Below are 21791 nucleotides of genomic sequence, written 5' to 3' on the forward strand. Positions count from 1 at the left end.
CTCATAGAGCGGCGGGCGCTACCGGCCGGGGCCGCGCGGAGGGACGGTGGTCCCATGTCCACCTTGGCCGATGTCCGCCCGCTCACCCGTCCCTCCGTCGCCCGCCCCCGGTTCGACCTCGCCCAGCTCGGCCCCAACTGGTACGCCGCCGTCATGGGCACCGCGATCCTCGGCAACGGCGCGGCCGTCCTGCCGGTCCGGCCGCCCGGGCTGGTCGCCTTCGGCGAGGTGATGTGGGCGCTCGGCCTGGCCGCCCTGCTGGTGCTCGGCGGCGCGCGGCTGGTGCACCTCACCCGGCACCGGGAGGCCGCCCGCACCCAGCTGCTGGACAACCCGGCCACCGCCGTCTTCTACGGCTGCCCGCCGATGGCCCTGCTGGCGGTCGGCCTCGGCACGCTGCTGCTCGGCTCGAAGGTGATCGGCACCGGGCCCGCCGTGGCGATCGACGCCGTGCTGTGGAGCGCCGGCACCGTTTACGCGCTCGCCGTCGCCGGCGGCATCCCCTACCTGATGATCACCCGGCACCGGCTCTCCGCCCTGGAGGCCAACCCGACCTGGCTGCTGCCCGTCGTCGCCCCCCTGGTCGCCTCGGCCACCGGCCCCGCACTCGTCCCGCACCTGCCGTCCGGCTCCTCGCAGCAGGCCATGCTGTACGGCTGCTGGGCCCTGTTCGGCATCGGACTGCTGGCCACCCTGGTGCTGCTGCCGGTGGTGTTCACCGGGCTCTACCACAGCAAGGTGCCGACCCTCGTGCTCACTCCCGCGCTGTTCCTGGTGCTCGGGCCGCTCGGCCAGTCCGTCACCGCCGTCCACCAACTCGCCGACGCCGCCCGCCCGGTGCTCCCCGAGCTGGCGCCCGCCATGGCCGCCCTCGCCGAGCTGTACGGCGTGGCCGTGATCGGCGTCGCGATGCTCTGGCTGGCCGTCGCACTCACCGCCAACCTGCGCGCCCGGCGGGCCGGCATGCCGTTCGCGATGACCTGGTGGGCGTTCACCTTCCCCGTCGGCACCTGCGTCACCGGCGTCTCGGCGCTCGCCCGCCACACCGGGTTCGGCGGGTTCACCGGGCTGGCGGTCGGGCTGTACGCGCTGCTGGCCGTCGCCTGGGCGGCCGCCGCGAGCGGCACGGTGGCCGGCCTGGCGCGCGGACGGCTGCTGGCGCGCTGAGCGACGGCCGTCCGGGAGACGGACGAGCCGTGCCCCGGCTTCCGGTTCCGGAAGCCGGGGCTTCGGTCGTGTGCTGCGGGAACCGTCCAGGTGCAGGAATGCGCACCCGGGGCCTGACCGTCCACCGCCAATCGGGCCGGTCCCGGGCCTCCACCGGGCACCCGACTGGCCTTGGCGTTCACCGGAATCCGGCCCACCGCTCCGGCCGCGGGAACCGGCCCGCCGTGCGGATAGCTGCAATTGCGAGAACCTGCACTCGGGTGACACTTGTCCGCCGGGCGTCACGCTGTGATGGTGGAGTCACGCCAAGTCGTCCGGGCAACCGCGGCCCGATGGTGGCGACTTGCTCTTCAAAAGTGGATGCGGGACATCACGTCCCCGCACAACGGGGGGAAGAGCGCCGGCCGGGACGCCATGTGTGGTGATGGCCCCCGGAACCGGAGCCGGCGAGGCGTTGCTGCTCCGCCTCGCCGGAAGCGCCTTGGCATGGCGTGGCAAGGCGGCCCCTGGGCGTCCGGTGTGCGACGGCACCCGGGCCCAGGGGTCCGCCCGCCGCCCGGTACCGTGACCGCCGGGCCCTCGCGGCCGGAGACGACGGAAACGACGGGGACGCGGGACACGGGGGCGGGCCCGTCCGAAAGGCGTCCGGCAGGGAGAGTTCGACGTGACGGCGGAACCGGCGGTCGCACCGGACCACGGCCAGTACGCGGGTGGCTTCACCGGCGGCGAGGGCTTCGCGGCCGACGAGGGCTTCGCGGGCACCGGGGGCCTCACCGGAGCGGGCGAGCCCGACGACGCGGCCCGCCGGCTCTACCTCTCGATCCTCGCCGAAGGCGGCCGGATCCCGTTCACCGGCGTCCACGAGACCGACCACGCCGCCATTCAACAGCTCGTCGACATCGGCCTGTTGATGCCCAACGCGATGGACGCCTGCTACACCGCCGTCAGCCCGCGCTCCGTCACCGACCGCCTCGGCGCCGAACTGCGCAGCGAGGCCACCCGGCTCCTGGTCCGCGCCGAGAACCTGCCCGGCGCCCTCGACGGCCTCACCCGCGCCTACGACGCGATGCCCCGCCCGCCCGGCCGGGCCGGCGGCGCCGTCTACGTCGAGGGCCACGTCCACATCCGCCAGCGGATCTCCCAGCTCGTCTCCGACTGCCGCGCCGAGGTCCTCACCGCCCAGCCCGGCCACCGGCCCGCCGACACGCTCCAGGTCGCCCGGCTCCAGGACGTCCAACTCCTGCAGCGCGGCTGCTCGCTGCGCACGATCTACCAGCCGGTCGCGTTCGCCGACCAGTCCGCCCTCGCCTACGCCGACGAGGTCACCCGGCACGGCTCGCTCATCCGCGTCCTCGACGAGCCCTTCCAGCGGCTCATCGTCTTCGACCGCACCGTCGCCGTGATCTCCGCCAGCGAGGACAACAGCACCGCCGCCTTCATCACCGACCCCGCCGCCATCACCTTCCTGGTCGGCGCGTTCGAGCGGGACTGGGCCCGCGCCGACACCACCGAGGCCGCCGCAGCCCTCGGCCACGGCCCCGCCCGCAGCACCCCCGACCGGGTCGGCCGCCTGCTCGCCCGCGGCCTCACCCAGCGCGCCGTCGCCACCCGCCTCGGCCTCAGCGAACGCACCGTCGCCGCCCACATCTCCCGCCTGCGCGACCGCTACGGCGCCCAGACCCTCTTCCAGCTCGGCTGGCTGATGCGAGGCTCCCGCGATGACCGATGAGCGAGCTCAGCGAGCTCACGTTTCAAAGGATGCGCATGGGCGAACGCCCCTGCCGAGCGGTGGGGGTACCTCCCGGCCGCCAAGGCCGGGGGAGAGGTGGGCGGATGAGCCGACAGCCGCCGAGCGGGCGCTCTACCTCACCGCGGTCCGCCACGGCGGACACCTGCGCCCCGACGACCTCGCCCCCGCGGACCGCCCCACCCTCGCGGTCCTCGTCGCCCGCGGCCTGCTCGCCCCGACGGCCACCGGCTACACGGCCGTCGACCCGCGCTCCGTCGGCGACCGCCTCGGCACCGAACTGCGCACCCGTGCCACCCGGTTGCTCGTCCACGCCGAACGGCTCCCGGCCGCCCTCGGCCCGCTCTCCCACGCCTACGACGCCGCACCCCGGGCGGCCTCCCCCACGGGCGAGGCCGCGTACGTCGAGGGCCAGGACGCCATCCGCCTGCGGCTCTCCCGGGTCCTGTCCGAGTGCGGCGAGGAAGTGCTCACCGCCCAGCCCGGCACCCGGCAGCCGGTCACCCTCGAACTCGCGCTCCACCAGGACGTCGCGCTGCTGACCAGCGGCCGCCGGATCCGGACGCTCTACCAGCCCGTCGCCCGCCGGCAGCCCCACGTGATCGCCTACGCGAAGGAGGTGACCCGGCACGGCTCGCTGGTCCGGATCCTGAACGAGCCGTTCCAGCGGATGCTCGTCGTCGACCGGCGGACCGCCGTCGTCTCCGTCCACCCCGGCCACGACGTCGCGGCCTTCATCACCGAGCCCGCCGCCGTCGCCGCCCTGGTCGCCGTCTTCGAACGCGACTGGGCCAGGGCCGACGTCACCGACTGGTCGAGCGCCGCCCCCGGCCGCACCGCCGACCGGGTCACCACGCTGCTGAGCAAGGGCCTCACCCAGCGCGCCGTCGCCACCCGCCTCGGCCTCAGCGAACGCACCGTCGCCGGCCACCTCGCCCGCCTGCGCGAGCGCTACGGCGCCCGGACCCTCTTCCAACTCGGCTGGCAACTGAAGGGCGACGCCGATGGGTGACCCGACCCTGTCCGAAGCCCTCCCGGACGAGTCCGCCCGCGCGCTCTACCGCGCGATCCCGCGGGACGGCGGCCGCCTGCTGGCGCAGGGGCTCACGCAGCGGGCGATCGCGGGCCGCATGGGGTCGAGCGAGCGGACCGTGGCCGGTCACATCGCCCGGCTGCGTGAGCTGTACGACGCGGAGACGCTGTTCCAGCTGGGCCGGCAGATGCGGGGATCCCGGACGGGGGAGTCCGGTGGATGACCGCGGGTCAGCCGGTGGCGGCGCCCGACGGCCAGAAGCCGGCCCGGCCGGCCACGGGGGGCTGCTGACGGGGGACGTTGAATTGCTCGCCGGGGGCGGTCCAGAAGCCCTCGCGCAGCGACAGCGCCATGCCGGCCCAGTCGAGCGCCGTCTCCACGGTGTGGTTGAGCGCCTCCTGCGACCAGGTGTCGTCGAAGACCAGCGGCAGGACGGGGGCGACCTGCTCGATGGTGGCGATCAGCGGGTTGTGCGTGATGGCCTCGTCGACGAGGAGGACGATCGGCTTGCGCAGCGCGGAGGCCCAGCCCAGCTCCAGGCTCACCCCGGCCGACAGCGGGGCGCCGACGTAGGCGAACACCAGGTCCGCCGACTGCAGCGCCCGGAAGTCCGACGGAACCCGCGGCTCCGGCGCCCGCCCGGCGACGGTCCAGGCGTCGCTGTGGTGCGCGCTGTACACGGCGGCCCCGCTGCGGAGGAGCGTGGTGCGCAGCGTGGTCAGCCGCGTCCGGCTGGCGAGCGTCACCACGCTGTCCGCGGGCCCGGTCAGCCGCATCAGCGGTGCGGCCAGAAACACACGTGCACGCCGGCCTTCGGTGGCCTGGCTGTCGTGGTGACGCAGGTAGGGCTCGGTCATGTCGACTCCGGGGGAAGGCATTGGCACTCGGTTGCTCGCCGCCGACGCTTGGCTTGGAGATTGGAACGGGGGGAAATCGGACGGGTTTATCACTATTTCGACGCTTGTCCTGGCGCGACTGCCGAGAGGGAGGATCTTGGCAGCGTGGCGTGAGGACGTCAGTTGATCGTCCATCGAGCAGGGTCGGCAGTCCACCGATGCACGGTGGCATCCGTCTGCATGGCAGAGAGATGACACCCTCTTCCGCCTGGGCGCGACGGTGACAGTCAGATAGGGCGTGTGGCACGATCTGAGCGTTTGATTGTCTGCCGCCTGTTCATTCGACTGACAGGCCACTGAAGAGGATTGGGGTGTGCGCGTGTCTCGTCTGCGTCAGGTCGCCAAGACGGCTGCGGTAGCGATATCTGCGGGCGTCCTTACCGTGCTGGGCTTCGGACTGCTTGTCACCGGTCATGATGCCGATGGATCTGCCCATGTCAATCATGTCGGGCTTGGGGTCGATGTTAGTGCGACTTCGAATCAGGCGTCGGGTACCGCTTTGGACGGCGAGCACCAGTGGACATGACAGAATGAGACTGACGAATCGTTATGCGCTGCCGGAAGCGGCGGGGAGGCATGGCGATTCGTCGGTCTCTTGTGACGAACGCGCCAGCGCCCAACCGAGTTGGAACAGCGATTCGACGTTGTAGTCCTCCCGCATCTCGGCCAGATGGCGGGCGAGGGTGCGTTCGCTGATGCCGAGGCGGCGGGCGATGACTCTGTGGTTCGTGCCTTCGAGCAGGAGGTCGATGATGGTCTGGCGCATCCGTGACACGACCTGTTGCGGCACGGTTCGTCCACCGGTGAAGTCCAGTCCGCGGTTCCAGTTGCGCTCGAACACCTCGTGGACGAGGAAGTGGATGACGGCGGGGTCGTGGATGAAGGCCGCCAGATTGAGATCCTCCGCGACCGGGATGACGGCCAGCTGCCGGTCCACGATGATCAGCCTGGTGTACGGCTCGTCGAGGGTGCGGAACCGCCCGCCGGCCTCGGTGATCTTCGCGACGTAGTCCCGGGTGGGGGCGTGGTACCTGGTGCTCGGATGGTAGATGGTCCGCACCGCAATACCGCGTTCGAGGTCGGCCAGGTCGTCGTCGAGCACGCGGGACAGAACGTCCGGCGGCCGCGGGCCGCCAGGCTGGGCCGCGAGTATCTCCTCTTTCGCAGTGGTCACGGCGTGGTTGATCCGTTGGCTGATCAGTGCCTTGCCGCGGACGTACTCGATAATTCCGCCGGACGGTTCCGGACGGTGAAACGCGTCCGCGAGACCCTGAAGGTCGCCGGGGACGGCTATCGCGCGGGACAGCAGCGCGAGTGCCTGGCGTTGCCAGAGGGCGCTCAGCCCGGTGGCGAGCTGTTGTGGATCGACCGCGACCAGAATCTGCGGATCATCCATGTCGGGAGTGAGGAGACCGATGTCCAACAGCTCGCTGAGGTGGCTGTAGTCGTGCTCCTCGATTTCACTGCGGGCTATCCGACCGTGCGCCCGGATTGCCGCGAGGTAGAGGTCGTGCGCTCCGGTGGAGAGAGTGCCCGGTGCACCGACACCCGGAATGGCGTCGTTCCTCCCGTTCATTCACGACTCCTTCTTGACGACCGAACCTGCCCTATGGCTGCACTCGAGCCCCATCGGTGATCCTAGATCCCGGCGCGGGATCCGGAACCGGGCATTGTTCCACCATTGCGGAGTGACGCTTCGATTGGCACCCTCTCACCACAAGTAAGCCGCCGGCACCCCCCGAACAGGAGGGAACCGGCGGCCGGGCTGGGTGTTCAGCCGAGTCAGCGCTTCGGGCGCCAGACGACCAGGGCGCTCGACTGGGGGGTCGGGGGCTGGTACGGGACGAGGTCGCGGCGGTAGGAGGCGTGGACGGCGGCTTCGCGCTGCTGGAGGGCGGCGGCGGCGCCCTCCAGGGAGTCCGCGAGTTCGGCGATGCGCGACTGGAGGGCGGTGACCTGGTTCTCCAGCTCGATGATCCGCTTGATGCCGGCCAGGTTGATGCCCTCGTCCTGCGAGAGCCGCTGGACCTCGCGCAGCTGCTGGATGTCGCGGGCCGAGTAGCGGCGGCCGCGGCCGGCGGTGCGGTCGGGGCAGACCAGGCCGAGGCGGTCGTACTGGCGCAGGGTCTGCGGGTGCAGGCCGGAGAGTTCGGCGGCCACCGAGATCACGTACACCGGGGTGTCCTCGGTGAGCACGTACTGGGGCGGGGCCGCGGCGCGCCGGGGGCGGCGGCCGTCGCCGGGCAGGCCTTCGCCGAGGCCCGGGCCGATCGGGCCGATCGGGCCGTCGGGGGTCATCGGGGTCATCGGGGACATCTGGTCGTCACGCTCCCTTCGCCGCCCGGAACAGGGCGGCTCGCGGGTCGTCGGAGGCGGTGGCCTCGCGGTACTGCTCCAGGGCGGACAGCGCGTCGCCGGTGACGTGCTGCGGCACCACGACCTCGACGGTGACGAGGAGGTCGCCGCGGGTGCCGTCCTTGCGGGTGGCGCCCTTGCCGCGGGCCCGCATGGTGAGGCCGTTGGCACTGCCCGGGGGCAGCTTGAGCTTCACGGCGGGGCCGCCGAGTGTGGGCACCTCGATGGTGCCGCCGAGCGCCGCCTCGGGGAAGGTGACCGGGACGGTCACGGTGAGGTTGTCGCCCTTGCGGCCGAAGACGGGGTGGGCGTCGACGTGCACGGTGACGTAGAGGTCGCCGGGCTGGCCGCCGCGTTCGCCCTGGGCGCCCTTGCCCTTGAGCCGGATGCGCTGGGCGTCCTGGACGCCGGCCGGGATGCGGACCTGCATGGTGCGGGCGGAGCTGGCCCGGCCGCTGCCGTGGCAGTCGGTGCAGGGGTCGTCGACGATCATGCCGCGGCCCTTGCAGTCCTTGCAGGGCTCGGAGAGCGCGAACGCGCCCTGGCCCCGGCTGACGGTGCCGGCGCCGACGCAGGTCGGGCAGACCCGCGGGGTGGTGCCGGACTTGGCGCCGGTGCCGTTGCAGACGCGGCAGGGGGCCTGGCTGGTCATCCGCAGCGGGACGGTCGCGCCGTCGACGGCCTCCTCGAAGGAGAGGGTGACCTCGGTCTCGACGTCGGCGCCGCGCCGGGGCTGGGCCTGCCGGCCGCCGCGGTTGAAGAGGCCGCCGAAGACGTCGCCGATGCCGCCGCTGCCGCCCTGGGTGCCGCTGAAGAGGTCGCCGAAGTCGAAGCTGTAGTTGCCGGTGCCGGGCCCGCCGGCGCGGAAGCCGCCGTTGGCGAAGAGGCTGCGGGCCTCGTCGTACTCCTTGCGGCGCTTCTCGTCGGACAGGACGTCGTACGCCTCGGAGATGTCCTTGAAGCGCTCCTCGGCCTTGGCGTCGCCCTTGTTGGCGTCCGGGTGGAACTCGCGCGCCAGCTTCCGGTAGGTCTTCTTGATCTCGGTGGCGGTGGCGTCCTTGGGCACGCCGAGGACCTTGTAATAGTCCTTCTCGACAAAGTCCTTGCCACTCATGGCTTGCGCCACCTCCCGATGTCCATCGTCACTGCCTTGTCAACAGCCCGCGGCACTGCGTTGTCAACAGCCCGGCCGCGCGGGCCTGTTGCCGACAGTGCGCTGCGGAGCCGATCGCCGTACTGACCGGCGTACGACTCCGCAGCGCACTGGTTCATCTGCTGGGACGGGCGTGCGCCCGTCACAGGTCGTCAGCTGTCCTTGCCACCGTCGGCCTTGTCCGACTTCTCGGACTTGGCGGTGTCGGTGTCCGGCCCGGCCGTGGTCTGGGTGCCCGGCTGGGGCTCCGCGACCGCGACCATCGCCGGGCGGATGATCCGCTCGCCGATCCGGTAGCCGGGCTGGAGGATCTGCACGCAGGTGTCCTCGGTGACGTCCGAGGAGTAGCTGTGCATCAGCGCCTCGTGCATGGTCGGGTCGAAGGGCTCGCCCTCCTTGCCGAACTGCTGGAGGCCGAGCTTGGCGACGACCGTCTCCAGGGAGTCGGCGACGGACTTGAAGCCGCCGGTGACCTCGCCGTGCTCGCGGGCGCGGCCGATGTCGTCCAGGACCGGGATCAGGGACTCCAGGATGTTGGAGACCGCGATCTCGCGGACCGTGAGCCGGTCGCGCTCGACCCGCTTGCGGTAGTTCTGGTACTCGGCCTGGAGGCGCTGGAGGTCCGCGGTGCGCTCGGTGGCCTCGCGCTTGGCGGCGGCCAGCTCGTCCGACGCGTCGCCGGAGCCGGCCGCGGCGGCCTCCTCGGCGGCCTTGATCACGGCCTCCTCGGCGGCGGAGTCGTCGCCGGGCTTGCCGCCCTGCGTCTTGTCCGTCATGCCGCGCCGCCCTTGGGCTTGTCGTGCTTCTCGTCGTCCACGATCTCGGCGTCGACGACGTCGTCGTCCTTGCCCTGGGCGGCGGAGTCCCCGGCGGCGGCACCGGCGGCGTCGGCGTTGGCGTAGAGGGCCTGGCCGAGCTTCTGCGCGGTGGTGGAGACCTTCTCCGAGGCCTCGCGGATCTTCGCGATGTCCTCGCCCTTCAGGGCCTCCTTGAGCTCGCCGATGGCGGTCTCGACCTCGGTCTTGACGTCGGCCGGGAGCTTGTCGGTGTTGTCCGCGATGAACTTCTCGGTCGAGTAGACGAGCTGCTCGGCGGAGTTGCGGGTCTCGACGGCCTCGCGGCGCTTGTGGTCGTCCTCGGCGTACTGCTCGGCCTCGCGGCGCATGCGGTCGACCTCGTCCTTCGGCAGCGAGGAGCCGCCGGTGACGGTCATCTTCTGCTCCTTGCCGGTGCCGAGGTCCTTGGCGGCGACGTGCATGATGCCGTTGGCGTCGATGTCGAAGGTGACCTCGATCTGCGGCAGGCCGCGCGGCGCCGGCGGGAGGCCGGTCAGCTCGAACATGCCGAGCTTCTTGTTGTACGCGGCGATCTCGCGCTCGCCCTGGTAGACCTGGATCTGCACGGACGGCTGGTTGTCCTCGGCCGTGGTGAAGATCTCGGAGCGCTTGGTCGGGATCGTGGTGTTGCGCTCGATCAGCTTGGTCATGATGCCGCCCTTGGTCTCGATGCCGAGGGACAGCGGGGTGACGTCGAGCAGCAGGACGTCCTTGACCTCGCCCTTGAGGACACCGGCCTGGAGCGAGGCGCCGATGGCGACGACCTCGTCCGGGTTGACGCCCTTGTTGGCGTCCTTGCCGCCGGTCAGCTCCTTGACGAGCTCGGCGACGGCCGGCATGCGGGTCGAGCCGCCGACGAGGACGACGTGGTCGATCTCGGCGAGCGAGATGCCGGCGTCCTTGATCACGTTGTGGAACGGGATCTTGCAGCGCTCCAGCAGGTCGGAGGTCAGCTGCTGGAACTGGGCGCGGGTGAGCTTCTCGTCCAGGTGCAGCGGGCCCTCGGCGGAGGCTGTGATGTAGGGCAGGTTGATCGAGGTCTCGGAGGACGAGGACAGCTCGATCTTGGCCTTCTCGGCGGCCTCGCGCAGACGCTGCAGGGCCATCTTGTCCTTGGACAGGTCGACCCCGTGGCCGGACTGGAAGACCTTGACCAGGTGGTCGACGACCTTCTGGTCCCAGTCGTCGCCACCGAGGTGGTTGTCACCGTTGGTGGCCTTCACCTCGACGACCCCGTCGCCGATCTCCAGCAGGGAGACGTCGAAGGTGCCGCCGCCGAGGTCGAAGACCAGGATGGTCTGGTCGTCCTTGTCCAGGCCGTAGGCCAGGGCGGCCGCGGTCGGCTCGTTGACGATGCGCAGGACGTTGAGGCCCGCGATCTCACCGGCCTCCTTGGTGGCCTGGCGCTCGGAGTCCGAGAAGTACGCCGGGACGGTGATGACCGCGTCGGTGACGGTCTCGCCCAGGTAGGCCTCCGCGTCCCGCTTCAGCTTCTGCAGGATGAAGGCGCTGATCTGCTGGGGGTTGAAGTCCTTGCCGTCCAGGTTGATCTTCCACCCGGTGCCCATGTGGCGCTTGACCGAGCGGATGGTGCGGTCGACGTTGGTGACCGCCTGGCGCTTGGCCACCTCGCCGACCAGGACCTCGCCGTTCTTCGCGAAAGCGACGACGGACGGCGTGGTCCGCGCGCCCTCGGCGTTCGTGATGACGGTGGGCTCGCCACCCTCCAGAACGCTGACGACCGAGTTCGTCGTACCGAGGTCGATGCCGACCGCGCGTGCCATCGTAGATACCTCCACGGAAGAGTTGAGCTTTACGGGCTCAAGGATGCATGACCCGCCGGGCGGCGTCAACAGCTATGAGTCAGCAGCACTCAACTTTGCTGATGCCGGTCCTCTCGGTGGGCCGCCGCGGGGGCCCGCGGTGTCCCCGGTCGGAGTGACGGCCGCCCCGGCCGAGGTGGCGGGGGTGGAGTTACGTGACTGCCGCCATACCTTGGGAACCTTCTGGAGAACTGTTGACGAGCGGTAATGTCCGGGCCGTCGGCCCGGCAAGTTACCGACGAGTACACTCCCTTGGTAAAGACGTAGAACCCGGACTGCTCAACCGCAAGCCGCAGGAGACGGAGCCGATGCAGCTAGCAGCGATCGTCATCTCGCTGGTCACGTTCGTGATCGGCACCGCGCTCGCCCTTCGTGCGGCGTGGCACATCTTCAAGGTGGTGCTGACCGGCGCGCCGGACACCACCCGCTTCGGCAAGCCCGCCCGGCGCGTGAAGACCGTCGCGGTCGAGTTCATCGGCCACACCAGGATGAACCGCTGGGGGATCGTCGGCATCGCGCACTGGTTCGTCGCGGTCGGCTTCTTCAGCCTGGTCCTGACCATCGTCAACGCGATGGGCCAGCTCTTCGACGCCGAGTTCGAGCTGCCGGTCATCGGGCACTGGATGATCTGGCAGCTCTTCGTCGAGCTCGTCGGTACCCTCACCACCCTGGGCATCCTGACCCTGATGGTGATCCGGCTGATGAGCCTGCCGTCGCGCTCCGGACGCAAGTCCCGCTTCGCCGGCTCGATCGCCTGGCAGGCCTTCTACGTCGAGTACACGATCCTCGGCATCGGCCTGTGCATCCTGATGCTGCGCGCCCTGGAGGGCGCCCTCAACGGCGTCGACTCGTACGGCCCGGCGCACCTCGTCTCGTACCCGATCACCTCCGCGCTGAGCGGCCTGTCGCACGGCACGCTGGAGAACCTGATCTGGCTCTTCGCGATGCTGAAGATCTGCATCTCCTTCGCCTGGGCGACCACCATCGGCCTCAACCCCTCGATGGGCGTGGCCTGGCACCGCTTCCTCGGCTTCTTCAACATCTACTTCAAGCGCGAGGAGGACGGCGGCACCGCGCTCGGCGCCCTCCGTCCGATGACCTCCGGCGGTCAGCCGATCGACTTCGAGGACCCGGCCGAGGACGCCGTCTTCGGCGTCTCCCAGGTCGAGCACTTCTCCTGGAAGGGCATCCTCGACTTCTCCACCTGCACCGAGTGCGGCCGCTGCCAGTCGCAGTGCCCGGCCTGGAACACCGGCAAGCCGCTGTCGCCGAAGCTGCTCATCATGAGCCTGCGCGAGCACGTCTACGGCAAGGCCCCGTACCTGCTCGCCGGTGGCGGCAAGGACATGGAGGGCACCGAGAAGGCGACCGCCGAGCAGCTCAAGGACGTCCCGGCGGGTGCCCTCGCCGAGGCCGAGCGCCCGCTGATCGGCACCGCCGAGGAGAACGGCGTCATCGACCCGGACGTCCTGTGGTCCTGCACCACCTGCGGCGCCTGCGTCGAGCAGTGCCCGGTGGACATCGAGCACATCGACCACATCGTCGACATGCGCCGCTACCAGGTGATGATCGAGTCCTCGTTCCCGACCGAGGCCGGGACGATGCTCAAGAACCTGGAGAACAAGGGCAACCCGTGGGGCATGGCCACCAAGGCCCGCCTCGACTGGGTCAAGGAGCTCAAGAAGGAGACCGGCATCGAGGTGCCGGTGATCGGCGAGGACATCGACCCCGCCGAGGTCGAGTACCTCTACTGGGTCGGCTGCGCCGGCGCCCTGGAGGACCGCGCCAAGAAGACCACCAAGGCCTTCGCCGAGCTGCTGCACACCGCGGGCGTGAAGTTCGCGATCCTCGGCAAGGAGGAGTCCTGCACCGGTGACTCCGCCCGCCGCCTGGGCAACGAGTTCCTCTTCCAGATGCTCGGCGCGCAGAACGTGGAGACGCTGAACGCGGCCCTGGAGGACGCCCCGGTCAAGCGGATCGTCGCCACCTGCCCGCACTGCTTCAACACCATCGCCAACGAGTACCCGCAGCTGGGCGGCCACTTCGAGGTCATCCACCACACCCAGCTGCTGCAGCACCTGATCGACGAGGGCAAGCTCGTCCCGGTCAACCCGGTCGAGGGCCTGATCACCTACCACGACCCCTGCTACCTGGGCCGCCACAACAAGGTCTACAGCCCGCCGCGCGAGATCATGGACAAGGTCCCGGGTCTGCGCCAGCAGGAGATGCACCGGCACAAGGAGCGCGGCTTCTGCTGCGGCGCCGGCGGTGCGCGCATGTGGATGGAGGAGCGCATCGGCAAGCGGATCAACACCGAGCGCGTGGACGAGGCGCTGTCGCTCAACCCGGACATCGTCTCCACCGCCTGCCCGTTCTGCCTGGTGATGCTCTCCGACTCGGTCAACGGCAAGAAGAACGAGGGCGCGGCCAAGGAGCACCTGAAGGTGGTCGACGTGGCCCAGCTGCTGCTCGACTCGGTCAAGGCGACCCCGCCGGCCGAGACCGAGGAGCCCGCGACGGTGGACGCGTAGCGGCCCCTGTTCGACAGTTCTGCTACAACTGCCCGGCCCGGCGGCCGCCGCGAAAGCGCTCCGCCGGGCCGGGCTTTTGGGGCCTCGGCGGCGCTGCCCCGCAGGCCCCGGCGGCGGGCGAGTGATGCCAATCGCACAGCCGCCGGACGGGCATTCGGTTGGAAGGAAATACAGTAGGCCAGACCGGCCCGCGGGCCGGTCGACCCGTTCCGGACACCCGGACCACGGCCGGACCACGGCCGGACGGCCGGTGGGCGGACGGGTCCATACGGACGAAGAGAGGTGCGGCCCGCCGGGCCGGGCCGCAGAGACCACAAGGGGAACAGCGCAGACCATGACCGAGGCGATCATGCTGGTCGGTGGTAAGGGCACGCGACTGCGTCCGCTGACCACCCACACCCCCAAGCCCATGCTGCCGGTGGCGGGCGTCCCCTTCATCGCGCACCAGCTGGCCCGCGCCGCGGCCGCCGGAGTCACCCGCGTGGTGCTCGCCACCTCCTACCTGGCCGAGGTCTTCGAGGACCACTTCCAGGACGGCACCCCGTACGGCATCGAGCTGGTCTACCTGACCGAGCGCGAGCCGCTCGGCACCGGCGGCGCCATCCGCAACGCCGCCTCCGGGCTCACCTGCGGCCCGGACGAGCCGGTCCTCGTCTTCAACGGCGACATCCTGTCCGGCGTGGACATCGCCGCCCTGCGCGACGGCCACGTGGCCGCCGGGGCCGACGTCACCCTGCACCTCACCCGGGTGGAGGACCCGCGCGCCTTCGGCCTCGTGCCGACCGACGCGGACGGGCGGGTGCTGGAGTTCCTGGAGAAGCCGGAGACGCCCGAGCAGATCGTCACCGACCAGATCAACGCCGGCTGCTACGTCTTCACCCGGTCCGTCATCGACCGCATCCCGGCCGGCCGGGAGGTGTCCGTCGAGCGCGAGACCTTCCCCGAGCTGCTCGCCACCGGCGCGCTGCTGCGCGGCGTCGTCGACACCTCGTACTGGCTGGACCTCGGCACCCCGGGCGCGTTCGTCCGCGGCTCGGCCGACCTCGTCCTCGGCAAGGTCGACTCCCCGGCCGTCCCCGGCCCGACCGGCGACGCCCTGCTGCTGCCCGGCGCGACCGTCCACCCCGGCGCGGTGCTCAGCGGCGGCACCGTCGTCTCCGAGGGCGCGGTGGTCGAGGCCGGCGCGATCGTCGAGGGCAGCGTCATCCTGCCCGGCGCCGTCATCGGCCCGGACACCCTGGTCAAGGACTCCATCGTGGGTGCCTTCGCGACCGTCGGGGACCGCTCGGCCCTGGACGGCGCGGTGATCGGCGACGGCGCGATCGTCGAGTCCGACAACGAGCTGCCGAACGGCATCCGGATCGCCTGCGGCACGCTGCTGCCGGTCGGCGCCGTCCGCACCTCGGCCGGCCCGGGCGGCTGCCCGGCCGGCGCCTCGGCCGCGGCGGCCGTCCACGGTCCGACCGTCACCGCGCAGCGCTGACGCCCGCTTCCGGCCCCGTTCGTCTCAGGCTCGCTGCAAACCGGCCCCGGCTCCGTCCGGGGCGTACGCGGACTGGGCCGGACGGGTACCTTCGGAACGTGGCTGGTAATCGATACGACAGCGGTCAGGGCGCCGACCCCCACGGCGGGTGGTCGGCCCCTCCGCCACCGGCGGGGGCGCCCGGGGGGCACGGGCAGACGGACGGGCCGGAGTACTTCACGGCCCCGCACCAGGGGGTCGCTCCGCACGACCCGTACGCCGCCGACCGGCCCGGGAACACCCGGTCCTTCCCGACCGGCGGGGACCCGTACGCGGGGCAGCCCCCGTACCAGGACTACCCGACGCAGGGGTACCAGGGGCAGGGCCGGCAGGCTCCCGGCCACTACGACCAGGGCTACGGCGACCAGGGGTACGGGGACCAGGGCTACGGCGAGCAGGGCTACGGATACCCCCAGGGGGAGCCGCAGCCGCCGTACGGCCAGGACAACGTCGCCGTCTACCGGGCCGGCGGCCAGTCGTCGCCGCACGTCTCCGGGCCGCGCCCGCACTGGCGCGAGCTGCTCCTCGGCATCGTCCGCGCGCCGGCCGCGACCTTCGACCGCACCCGTGACCACCAGGTCTGGCTGCCCGCCCTCACCGTCTCGCTCCTCTACGGCGCGCTCGCGGTGCTCGGCATCGGCCTGACGCACAACGACATCGTCAACTCGACCTTCACCGTCGCGCTGACCGGCATGGCCGCCGCCGCGCTCGGCTTCACCGTCACCGGCGCGATCTTCGGCGCTGTCACCTACGCGCTGGCCCGCCAGCTCGGCGGGGACGGCCCGTGGAAGTCGACGGTCGGCCTGGCCGCGCTGATCGGCTGGCTGACCGACGCGCCCCGGCTGCTGCTCGCCCTGGTGCTGCCCTCCGGCAGCGCGGTCGTGCAGGTCGTCGGCTGGGCCACCTGGGCGTTCTGCGCGTTCCTGCTGACCACGATGGTTCGCCGGGTGCACGACCTGCCCTGGGGCAAGGCGGCGGGCGCCGCGGCCGTCCAACTGCTCGCGCTGCTGGTGCTGATCAAGCTGCCGACCCTGGGCTGACCGCCGGACGGCGGCAGGGCGGACGGCAGAATGGTGGACGGGCCCCGCGAACCGGGGTCCGTCCCCCGTCGGCCGCGACCACCCACCGGAGCCAGGCATGACCCTCCCCACCACCCACGTCAGCTTCCCGGCCGGGGCGGTGACCGGCGAGTCCCCGGTGCTCGCGGTGCACCCGCTCGCCGACGGCCGGTACGCCGTCGTCACCGCGGCCACGCCGTTCCACCCGCTCGACCACACCTGGCCCGACCAGCCCGCCGACCTCGGCACGCTCACCGTGGACGGCGCCGAGCTGGCCGTCGTCGACTGCCTGACCGGCGCGGTCGGCCCGGACGGCGGCGCGCCGCTGGTCGGCGCCGACATCCCGGTGCGGCGCGGCGACGAGGAGTGGTCCTGGCTCGTCCTGCACGTCGTCGTCGCCGACCCGGGCGACCTCGTCGGCCGCACGGCCGTGCTCGCCGTCGATGCCGAGCGCCGCGCCGCCCTCAGCGCCTCGCACAGCGGCTGCCACCTGCTCGCCCTCGCCCTCAACGCCGCGCTCGCCCCGCGCTGGCGCAAGGACCCGGGCCGCGCCGACGCCCTCGGCCACCCGGACTTCGACAGCCTCGCGATGGCCACCTCGGTGATGGACACCGAGGCCAGCACGGACACCTACCGGCTCGGCAAGTCGCTCAAGAAGAAGGGCTTCACGGCCGACGCCACCGACGAGCTGCCCGCCCTCGCCGACGCCCTGCCCGCCGTCACCGAGGCCGTCAACGCGCAGCTGGCCGCCTGGGTCGCCGCCGACGCCGCCGTCCGCATCGAGGTGCCGGGCCCCGAGCTCACCGCCCGCCGCCAGTGGCACTGCGAGCTGCCCGAGGGCGGCGCGCAGATCTCCTGCGGCGGCACCCACCTGCACCACCTGGGCGAGCTGGCCGAGCTCCGCACCGAGCTGCGGCTGTCCGAGGACGGCACCGAGCTCGTCGCCGTCACCCGCCCGAAGCGGGCCTGAGGACCAGGCCCCAGAACGCCACGGGCGGCCACCCTCGTGCCGAGGGTGGCCGCCCGCCGTGCGTGCACTCCGTCCGGTTCAGACCCGGGTGCGGTGGAAGTTCATGAAGGAGCGCGACGGCGTCGGGCCGCGCTGGCCCTGGTAGCGCGAGCCGTAGCGCTCCGAGCCGTACGGGTGCTCCGACGGCGAGGAGAGCCGGAACAGGCAGAGCTGCCCGATCTTCATGCCCGGGTACAGCTTGATCGGCAGCGTCGCGACGTTCGACAGCTCCAGCGTGACGTGGCCGCTGAAGCCGGGGTCGATGAAGCCGGCCGTGGAGTGCGTCAGCAGGCCCAGGCGGCCGAGGCTCGACTTGCCCTCCAGCCGGGAGGCGACGTCCTCGGGCAGGGTGATGACCTCGTACGTCGAGGCCAGCACGAACTCGCCGGGGTGCAGGATGAACGCCTCGTCGCCGTCGGGCTCGACCAGCCGGGTGAGGTCCGGCTGCTCCTCGGAGGGGTCGATGTGCGGGTACTTGTGGTTCTCGAACACGCGGAAGAAGCGGTCGAGGCGCACGTCGATACTGGAGGGCTGGATCATCGTCGGGTCGAACGGGTCGATGACGACCCGGCCCAGGTCGATTTCGGTCCGGATGTCCTTGTCAGAGAGCAGCACGCTTCGAGGTTACGTGCACGACGGGGCCCCGGACGAATCCGCCCGGGGCCCCTTCCGTCCTCGCGCCGGCCGTCAGGCCAGGAACTCCGCGGCCTCCAGCCGCATCGCCCGGGCCAGTTGCGGAGCGGACAGCTCCCGCACGTCGGCCAACACCGAACTCCTCAGCCGTCCGCACTGCGGACAGCGGATCAGCCGGCCGGGCCCCAGCCGGCCGGGTCCGAGGTTCTGCATCGGGAACGTGGTGGTGCTGAACAGGTGCCCCTCGGCACAACGAACGACGGTGCGCTGCTCCATCGATCCCCTTCCCATCCCTAACCCAGTACTCACCCGTACTCGTCGCGCCCCGGGGAGCGGGCCCCGGGACAGCGTCACATTAGGGGATGTTCCGGACATTCCACACCATGGCTCGCCGCCCCGACCCCACCCGCCGGAGCACTCTCGCGCGGCCCAAACAGTACGCCCCCCACCCCCGCCCCACCCTGCTCCGCCACGTCCCCGGGCCACCCGTGCAAGCGGCGTCACGCATGGGGTACAGTGAAGGCGATCGAGCGGTCACTGACGGCTCGTCAGGCGGGCGTAGTTTAATGGTAGAACATGAGCTTCCCAAGCTTAGAGCGCGAGTTCGATTCTCGTCGCCCGCTCCAGCACTAAAGCCGCAGGTCAGCGACCTGCGGCTTTCGCGTTCTCCGGGCCGATCCGGGTCGGCTGCCCGGCTGTGGCGGCCCGGTCAGGGGTGTGGCTGGAGGAGCACCTGCCGGAGTTCGGCGGTGCACATCATGTAGCCGTCCGGGGTGGGCAGGCGGTCCAGGTAGTGGGCGAGGTCCGCGCCCAGGGAGAACACCCTCACCGGGGTGTCCGCCGCGCGCGCGGCCTCCACCACGCTCCGCACTCCGTCGATGACGGCCGGGTGCCGGGTCTGGTAGGACCCGGCCACCAGGTGGTTGGTCCGGTCGGCGGCCAGGTAGAACTGCACGAGGTCCTTCGTGCCGACGAACAGCTCGCTGGCGCCCGCGGCGCAGAGCGCCCGGGTGGCGTGCACCGCCGCGGGCGTTTCGACGAACGCGGACACGGGCACGTCGGCGGGCAACGCGAGATGTGCCCTGAGCCGGGCGAACTCCTTCGCGTCGTTGAGGAAGGGAACCGAGAGGTGCACGCGGCCCGCGTCGTCGCCGAGCCGCTCGCGCAGGGACCCGAGCACGGAGTGCAGCGCGTCCCGGTAGGCGGCCGAGCCCAGCAGCCAGCGTGCGCCGTGCAGGCCCAGCTCGGGGTTCGGCTCGACCGCGACCGGGGCCAGCTCGGTGACGCCGGCGGCGTGGTCGGAGCGGAGGTCGAGGAGCCTCAGGACCAGCCGCTGGCCGGGCAGCAGCGCCTCGACGAAGGTGCACAGCCGGTCCGCGACGGCCCGCCCGTAGGCCGCGACGTCGGCGGGGCCGCCGTGGAGGGAGTCGAGCGGACGCAGGCCCGCCGCCAGGCAGAGGAACTCCTCGCGGATGAAGAAGGATTCGACCCGCTCCGCGTTCGGCCCGCACGCGTTGATCGTGTGGATGTCCTGCAGGTCCGCGATGACCGCGCACGCCGAGCCGAGGCGGTCCAGCGGGGAGCTCCCGGCCCCCGGGGCCGGGGCCTCGGCGCCGCTCGCGTCGGACCCGATGACGATGGTCTCGCTCTCCAGGTGCAGCGTCACTTCCCCGACCAGGTCGGCGAGGTCCGCCTGGTCGACGCGGAGCACGGGTATGCCCCTGCCGCGGCAGATGGACTGCATGTGGCCGGTCGGCCCGCCCGAACTGCAGACGACCGCACGCGCCGCCACGATCGCTTCGTATATTCCCGCTTCGAGGGAAGGGGCGACGAGGATGGATCCCTTGAGCGGACTTCTCGTGTGGTTACAGGTACCCCGTAACACGCTCTGTGTGCCACCGGTCAATAGGAATCCTTGAATCCGTCGCCCGTTCACCTAGTCCTCCAGATCCTCGGTGTCCGTGATCCCCAGTTGTCGACGCAGCTGCCGTGGCGTCACGGTGACGTCGGTGAGCCGTTGGACGGCGGCCCGGTTGACGACCGCTCCCATTAGGCGGTCACGCCCGGAGGCGGCCATCGGGAGGGGCGGAAGTCCGCCCATGGATCGGATACAGGCGTCCAAGCGGAAACCGAGCACCTCCCGCTCGCTCCGATTGCGCGTGGCCAACCTCCGCACCTCCAGGGCTACAGCCTCGTCGAATCCGACCGGGACCGCTTCCTCTGAATTGCTGACGTGGCCGTGGCATTGAGCCATGTCCCGGGCCAAACCGTCTTCGTGCGGTTCCAGTTCCAGTTCCAGTTGCTCGATCACTCGCGCGGCGACCGCGATCGACTGGTTCTTGATGGCGGCGAGATTGAAGGTGAACGCGCCGGTCCGGCCGTTTCGAACGATCTCGTCACCCTCCCTCGGTGCGCCGACCGCAGAGACCGGGCCGGCCGGCTCCCCGCCGGGGCTCAGCAGCGTCCCGTGTTCGTCGACTTCCAGGCCGCGCCCGGTGCGCTCATGGGGTACCGCGATCCCCCTCCGGAGGAGATTCCTCCAGAGCGGCCGGCCGACCCTGCTGTAGTCCGACTCCCTGCCGAAGTTGGAGACCACCAGGTCGGCCTCGATGGCGTGTTCCTCCTCCGGGGCCGCTACCGAGACGACCAGCCGCCCCGACGCCGTCGGCGTGATCCCCTCCACCTTGCCGACGACCAGCTTCGCCGAGCCGTCCGCGGGGTGTATCGCACGCTCGATGATCGCCATGGTGTACTCCACCGCGCCGACCCGGAGTGCGGCCATCGAGGTGCCGAACTCGTCCAGCAGGCTCCGCAGTTCCGCGGAGGGGATCCGCTCGATGGCCTCGGGAAGATGCGGTTCCCACGCCTTGGCCACCCGCTCCGCGACCACCGTCGGGTCGACCTCGGGGTGGTCCCGGAGGACCGCCTCGCGCGCCGTCTCCCACTCGGACCGGACCCGGGCGAGGAACTCCTCGCGGTTCCGGTACGGCTCCAACAGTGCCTTCGGGCAGGGTAGTTGTAACACCTCGTGCTCGTGGCCGCCGGGATACGTCCGGAACATCGTCCCGGTCCTGGAGATCAGGTGGATCCTTCCGGTGTGGCCCCGGCGCAGCAGGAGGCCCGCCGAGTCGTACGCGCTCAGCACGGATCCGACGATCGCGACCGTTGCCTCGGGCGGGAGCGTTTCGAGCTTCCGGACGCCGGCCGCGGAGTACGGGTTCCTCACGAAGGACGCGTGGTCGCGCACGTCGGCGGCGAAGGGCGGATCCCTGAGTTCGAGGCCGGTCGCGAGGACGACGTGGTCGGCGCACAGTGCGGTCGGTTCCGGGACCGGCCCGGCCTCCAGGCCGCTCGCGGAAAACTCACACACCGTCACTTCGACGCCTGTGGAGCGTACTTCCAGGTCGACCGCCTCGCCGTCCGCTTCGACGAGCACGACGCCGGGACAGGCCTCACGCCCGGCCTCGGCCAGCCGGTCGATCAGGTAGTCCTGGAAGATCCGTCGGGGCGCCGGGCCCTGCTCGACGAACTCGAACCCGGCCCAGGGGGTCGGCCAGTCCCGGCGGTCGGCTTCGCGGTTGGCCCAGCGCACGAAGTCGAGGACGTCCTCCCGGAACACCGACATCCGACCCGCCTGGATGTTGAACACGTGGTCCCAGGGGTTGCCGTCCCGGTGGTAGGCGACGCCGGCGGACCGGTAGTCGGAGCGCCGCTCGAGCAGGACGATCTCCAGCGGCTTGCGGGCGAAGCGGAGCAGTCGGATCGCCGTGGCGGTGCCGGCCAGGCCCGCCCCGACTATGAGCACTCGTGGACACGTACCTGTTCGGTTCCGGGGCTGCGTCATGAGCCCAGGATGGACCGGCGGCAGCTCGCCCGCCGGGCTTTCGGCGCAACGGCCCTCGGTGCACGCTCGGCGGCAAAGTCCCAGGTCGGCGGCCCGGGGCGTTTGCGCGGGGGGGGGGGTTTCCGGGGGGTGAGGGCAGGGGGTGGGTGATATAAACAAAAACCACCCCCCCAGAACCAACAAT

General features: G+C 71.3%; 17 protein-coding genes, 1 tRNA gene and 1 pseudogene. 9 read left to right on the forward strand and 10 right to left on the reverse strand.

Features of this window, described 5'->3' with window-relative positions; all coding sequences use genetic code 11:
* Positions 1–54 precede the first annotated feature (54 nt).
* The 4 genes from ACFVU9_RS38220 to ACFVU9_RS38235 all read left to right on the forward strand — a co-directional run bounded on the left by ACFVU9_RS38220 (position 55) and on the right by ACFVU9_RS38235 (position 4170).
* Entirely contained in the window at positions 55–1167 is a 1113-nt protein-coding gene (locus ACFVU9_RS38220; RefSeq protein WP_380446456.1) for a TDT family transporter, read from the forward strand.
* 664 nt (positions 1168–1831) lie between these two features.
* Positions 1832–2896 (forward strand): LuxR C-terminal-related transcriptional regulator, encoded by a 1065-nt coding sequence (locus ACFVU9_RS38225; protein WP_387601562.1) that lies wholly within the window; start codon positions 1832–1834, stop codon positions 2894–2896.
* The gene (locus ACFVU9_RS38230) at positions 2886–3926 is read left to right on the forward strand and encodes a LuxR family transcriptional regulator (RefSeq protein WP_387601565.1); all 1041 of its coding nucleotides are present in this window, start codon (positions 2886–2888) and stop codon (positions 3924–3926) included. Before ACFVU9_RS38225 ends, ACFVU9_RS38230 begins: the two co-directional genes overlap by 11 nt.
* Positions 3919–4170: a hypothetical protein gene (locus tag ACFVU9_RS38235; protein WP_387601568.1), complete on the forward strand. Its 252-nt coding sequence runs from the start codon at positions 3919–3921 to the stop codon at positions 4168–4170. The genes ACFVU9_RS38230 and ACFVU9_RS38235 overlap by 8 nt, the downstream gene beginning before the upstream one ends.
* 7 nt (positions 4171–4177) lie before the next feature.
* On the opposite strand, the gene ACFVU9_RS38240 is transcribed toward ACFVU9_RS38235, so the two are convergent.
* The 6 genes from ACFVU9_RS38240 to dnaK all read right to left on the reverse strand — a co-directional run bounded on the left by ACFVU9_RS38240 (position 4178) and on the right by dnaK (position 10971).
* Entirely contained in the window at positions 4178–4804 is a 627-nt protein-coding gene (locus ACFVU9_RS38240) for a hypothetical protein (protein WP_380446460.1), read from the reverse strand.
* 586 nt (positions 4805–5390) lie between these two features.
* Positions 5391–6419, reverse strand: a complete 1029-nt coding sequence (locus ACFVU9_RS38245; protein WP_380446461.1) for a helix-turn-helix domain-containing protein — start codon at positions 6417–6419, stop codon at positions 5391–5393.
* Positions 6420–6625: 206 nt separating this feature from the next.
* Complete coding sequence (locus ACFVU9_RS38250) at positions 6626–7141, reverse strand: heat shock protein transcriptional repressor HspR (RefSeq protein WP_380497968.1); 516 nt, start codon at positions 7139–7141, stop codon at positions 6626–6628.
* Positions 7142–7166: 25 nt separating this feature from the next.
* On the reverse strand, positions 7167–8312 hold the full coding sequence (dnaJ, locus tag ACFVU9_RS38255; protein WP_380446463.1) for a molecular chaperone DnaJ: 1146 nt from the start codon (positions 8310–8312) through the stop codon (positions 7167–7169).
* 191 nt (positions 8313–8503) lie between these two features.
* Positions 8504–9127, reverse strand: a complete 624-nt coding sequence (grpE, locus tag ACFVU9_RS38260) for a nucleotide exchange factor GrpE (protein ID WP_380446464.1) — start codon at positions 9125–9127, stop codon at positions 8504–8506.
* The gene (gene dnaK / locus ACFVU9_RS38265) at positions 9124–10971 is read right to left on the reverse strand and encodes a molecular chaperone DnaK (protein WP_380446465.1); all 1848 of its coding nucleotides are present in this window, start codon (positions 10969–10971) and stop codon (positions 9124–9126) included. Before dnaK ends, grpE begins: the two co-directional genes overlap by 4 nt.
* 347 nt (positions 10972–11318) lie before the next feature.
* On the opposite strand from dnaK, the gene ACFVU9_RS38270 reads away from it, so the two are divergent.
* The 4 genes and pseudogenes from ACFVU9_RS38270 (at position 11319) to ACFVU9_RS38285 (ending at position 17091) form a co-directional block, all read left to right on the forward strand.
* A complete protein-coding gene (locus ACFVU9_RS38270; protein WP_380446466.1) occupies positions 11319–13541 on the forward strand; it encodes a (Fe-S)-binding protein in 2223 nt (740 codons plus the stop codon).
* Positions 13542–13875: 334 nt separating this feature from the next.
* Positions 13876–14949, forward strand: a pseudogene (locus ACFVU9_RS38275) (sugar phosphate nucleotidyltransferase); the annotation flags it as partial.
* A 173-nt stretch (positions 14950–15122) separates the two neighbouring features.
* Positions 15123–16103 carry a Yip1 family protein gene (locus tag ACFVU9_RS38280; protein ID WP_380446467.1) on the forward strand — a complete coding sequence of 327 codons (981 nt, stop codon included), beginning with the start codon at positions 15123–15125 and terminating at the stop codon, positions 16101–16103.
* Between the two features lie 97 nt (positions 16104–16200).
* Positions 16201–17091 carry a metal-dependent hydrolase gene (locus ACFVU9_RS38285; protein ID WP_387601574.1) on the forward strand — a complete coding sequence of 297 codons (891 nt, stop codon included), beginning with the start codon at positions 16201–16203 and terminating at the stop codon, positions 17089–17091.
* A 78-nt stretch (positions 17092–17169) separates the two neighbouring features.
* Here ACFVU9_RS38285 and dcd read toward each other — a convergent pair whose 3' ends face one another.
* Both dcd and ACFVU9_RS38295 read right to left on the reverse strand, forming a co-directional pair.
* Positions 17170–17745: a dCTP deaminase gene (gene dcd, locus ACFVU9_RS38290; protein WP_380446469.1), complete on the reverse strand. Its 576-nt coding sequence runs from the start codon at positions 17743–17745 to the stop codon at positions 17170–17172.
* A gap of 72 nt (positions 17746–17817) precedes the next feature.
* The gene (locus ACFVU9_RS38295; RefSeq protein ID WP_359970373.1) at positions 17818–18054 is read right to left on the reverse strand and encodes a hypothetical protein; all 237 of its coding nucleotides are present in this window, start codon (positions 18052–18054) and stop codon (positions 17818–17820) included.
* Positions 18055–18315: 261 nt separating this feature from the next.
* Between ACFVU9_RS38295 and ACFVU9_RS38300 the strand changes: the two genes are divergently transcribed.
* Positions 18316–18389 (forward strand) — tRNA-Gly (locus ACFVU9_RS38300).
* A gap of 83 nt (positions 18390–18472) precedes the next feature.
* On the opposite strand, the gene ACFVU9_RS38305 is transcribed toward ACFVU9_RS38300, so the two are convergent.
* Both ACFVU9_RS38305 and ACFVU9_RS38310 read right to left on the reverse strand, forming a co-directional pair.
* On the reverse strand, positions 18473–19648 hold the full coding sequence (locus ACFVU9_RS38305; protein ID WP_387601582.1) for a putative PEP-binding protein: 1176 nt from the start codon (positions 19646–19648) through the stop codon (positions 18473–18475).
* 51 nt (positions 19649–19699) lie between these two features.
* The gene (locus ACFVU9_RS38310; protein WP_387601579.1) at positions 19700–21607 is read right to left on the reverse strand and encodes an FAD/NAD(P)-binding protein; all 1908 of its coding nucleotides are present in this window, start codon (positions 21605–21607) and stop codon (positions 19700–19702) included.
* Between the last annotated feature and the right edge of the window lie 184 nt (positions 21608–21791).

Source organism: Kitasatospora sp. NPDC057936, assembly GCF_042887525.1.
GTDB lineage: Bacteria > Actinomycetota > Actinomycetes > Streptomycetales > Streptomycetaceae > Kitasatospora.

Bases quoted from the DNA above. Each gene is read 5' to 3' on its own strand.
- ACFVU9_RS38220 (WP_380446456.1), top strand. From the start codon at position 55: ATGTCCACCTTGGCCGATGTCCGCCCGCTCACCCGTCCCTCCGTCGCC.
- ACFVU9_RS38230 (WP_387601565.1), top strand. From the start codon at position 2,886: ATGACCGATGAGCGAGCTCAGCGAGCTCACGTTTCAAAGGATGCGCAT.
- ACFVU9_RS38235 (WP_387601568.1), top strand. From the start codon at position 3,919: ATGGGTGACCCGACCCTGTCCGAAGCCCTCCCGGACGAGTCCGCCCGC.
- ACFVU9_RS38240 (WP_380446460.1), bottom strand. From the start codon at position 4,804: ATGACCGAGCCCTACCTGCGTCACCACGACAGCCAGGCCACCGAAGGC.
- ACFVU9_RS38245 (WP_380446461.1), bottom strand. From the start codon at position 6,419: ATGAACGGGAGGAACGACGCCATTCCGGGTGTCGGTGCACCGGGCACT.
- ACFVU9_RS38250 (WP_380497968.1), bottom strand. From the start codon at position 7,141: ATGACCCCCGACGGCCCGATCGGCCCGATCGGCCCGGGCCTCGGCGAA.
- dnaJ (WP_380446463.1), bottom strand. From the start codon at position 8,312: ATGAGTGGCAAGGACTTTGTCGAGAAGGACTATTACAAGGTCCTCGGC.
- grpE (WP_380446464.1), bottom strand. From the start codon at position 9,127: ATGACGGACAAGACGCAGGGCGGCAAGCCCGGCGACGACTCCGCCGCC.
- dnaK (WP_380446465.1), bottom strand. From the start codon at position 10,971: ATGGCACGCGCGGTCGGCATCGACCTCGGTACGACGAACTCGGTCGTC.
- ACFVU9_RS38270 (WP_380446466.1), top strand. From the start codon at position 11,319: ATGCAGCTAGCAGCGATCGTCATCTCGCTGGTCACGTTCGTGATCGGC.
- ACFVU9_RS38285 (WP_387601574.1), top strand. From the start codon at position 16,201: ATGACCCTCCCCACCACCCACGTCAGCTTCCCGGCCGGGGCGGTGACC.
- ACFVU9_RS38295 (WP_359970373.1), bottom strand. From the start codon at position 18,054: ATGGGAAGGGGATCGATGGAGCAGCGCACCGTCGTTCGTTGTGCCGAG.
- ACFVU9_RS38310 (WP_387601579.1), bottom strand. From the start codon at position 21,607: ATGACGCAGCCCCGGAACCGAACAGGTACGTGTCCACGAGTGCTCATA.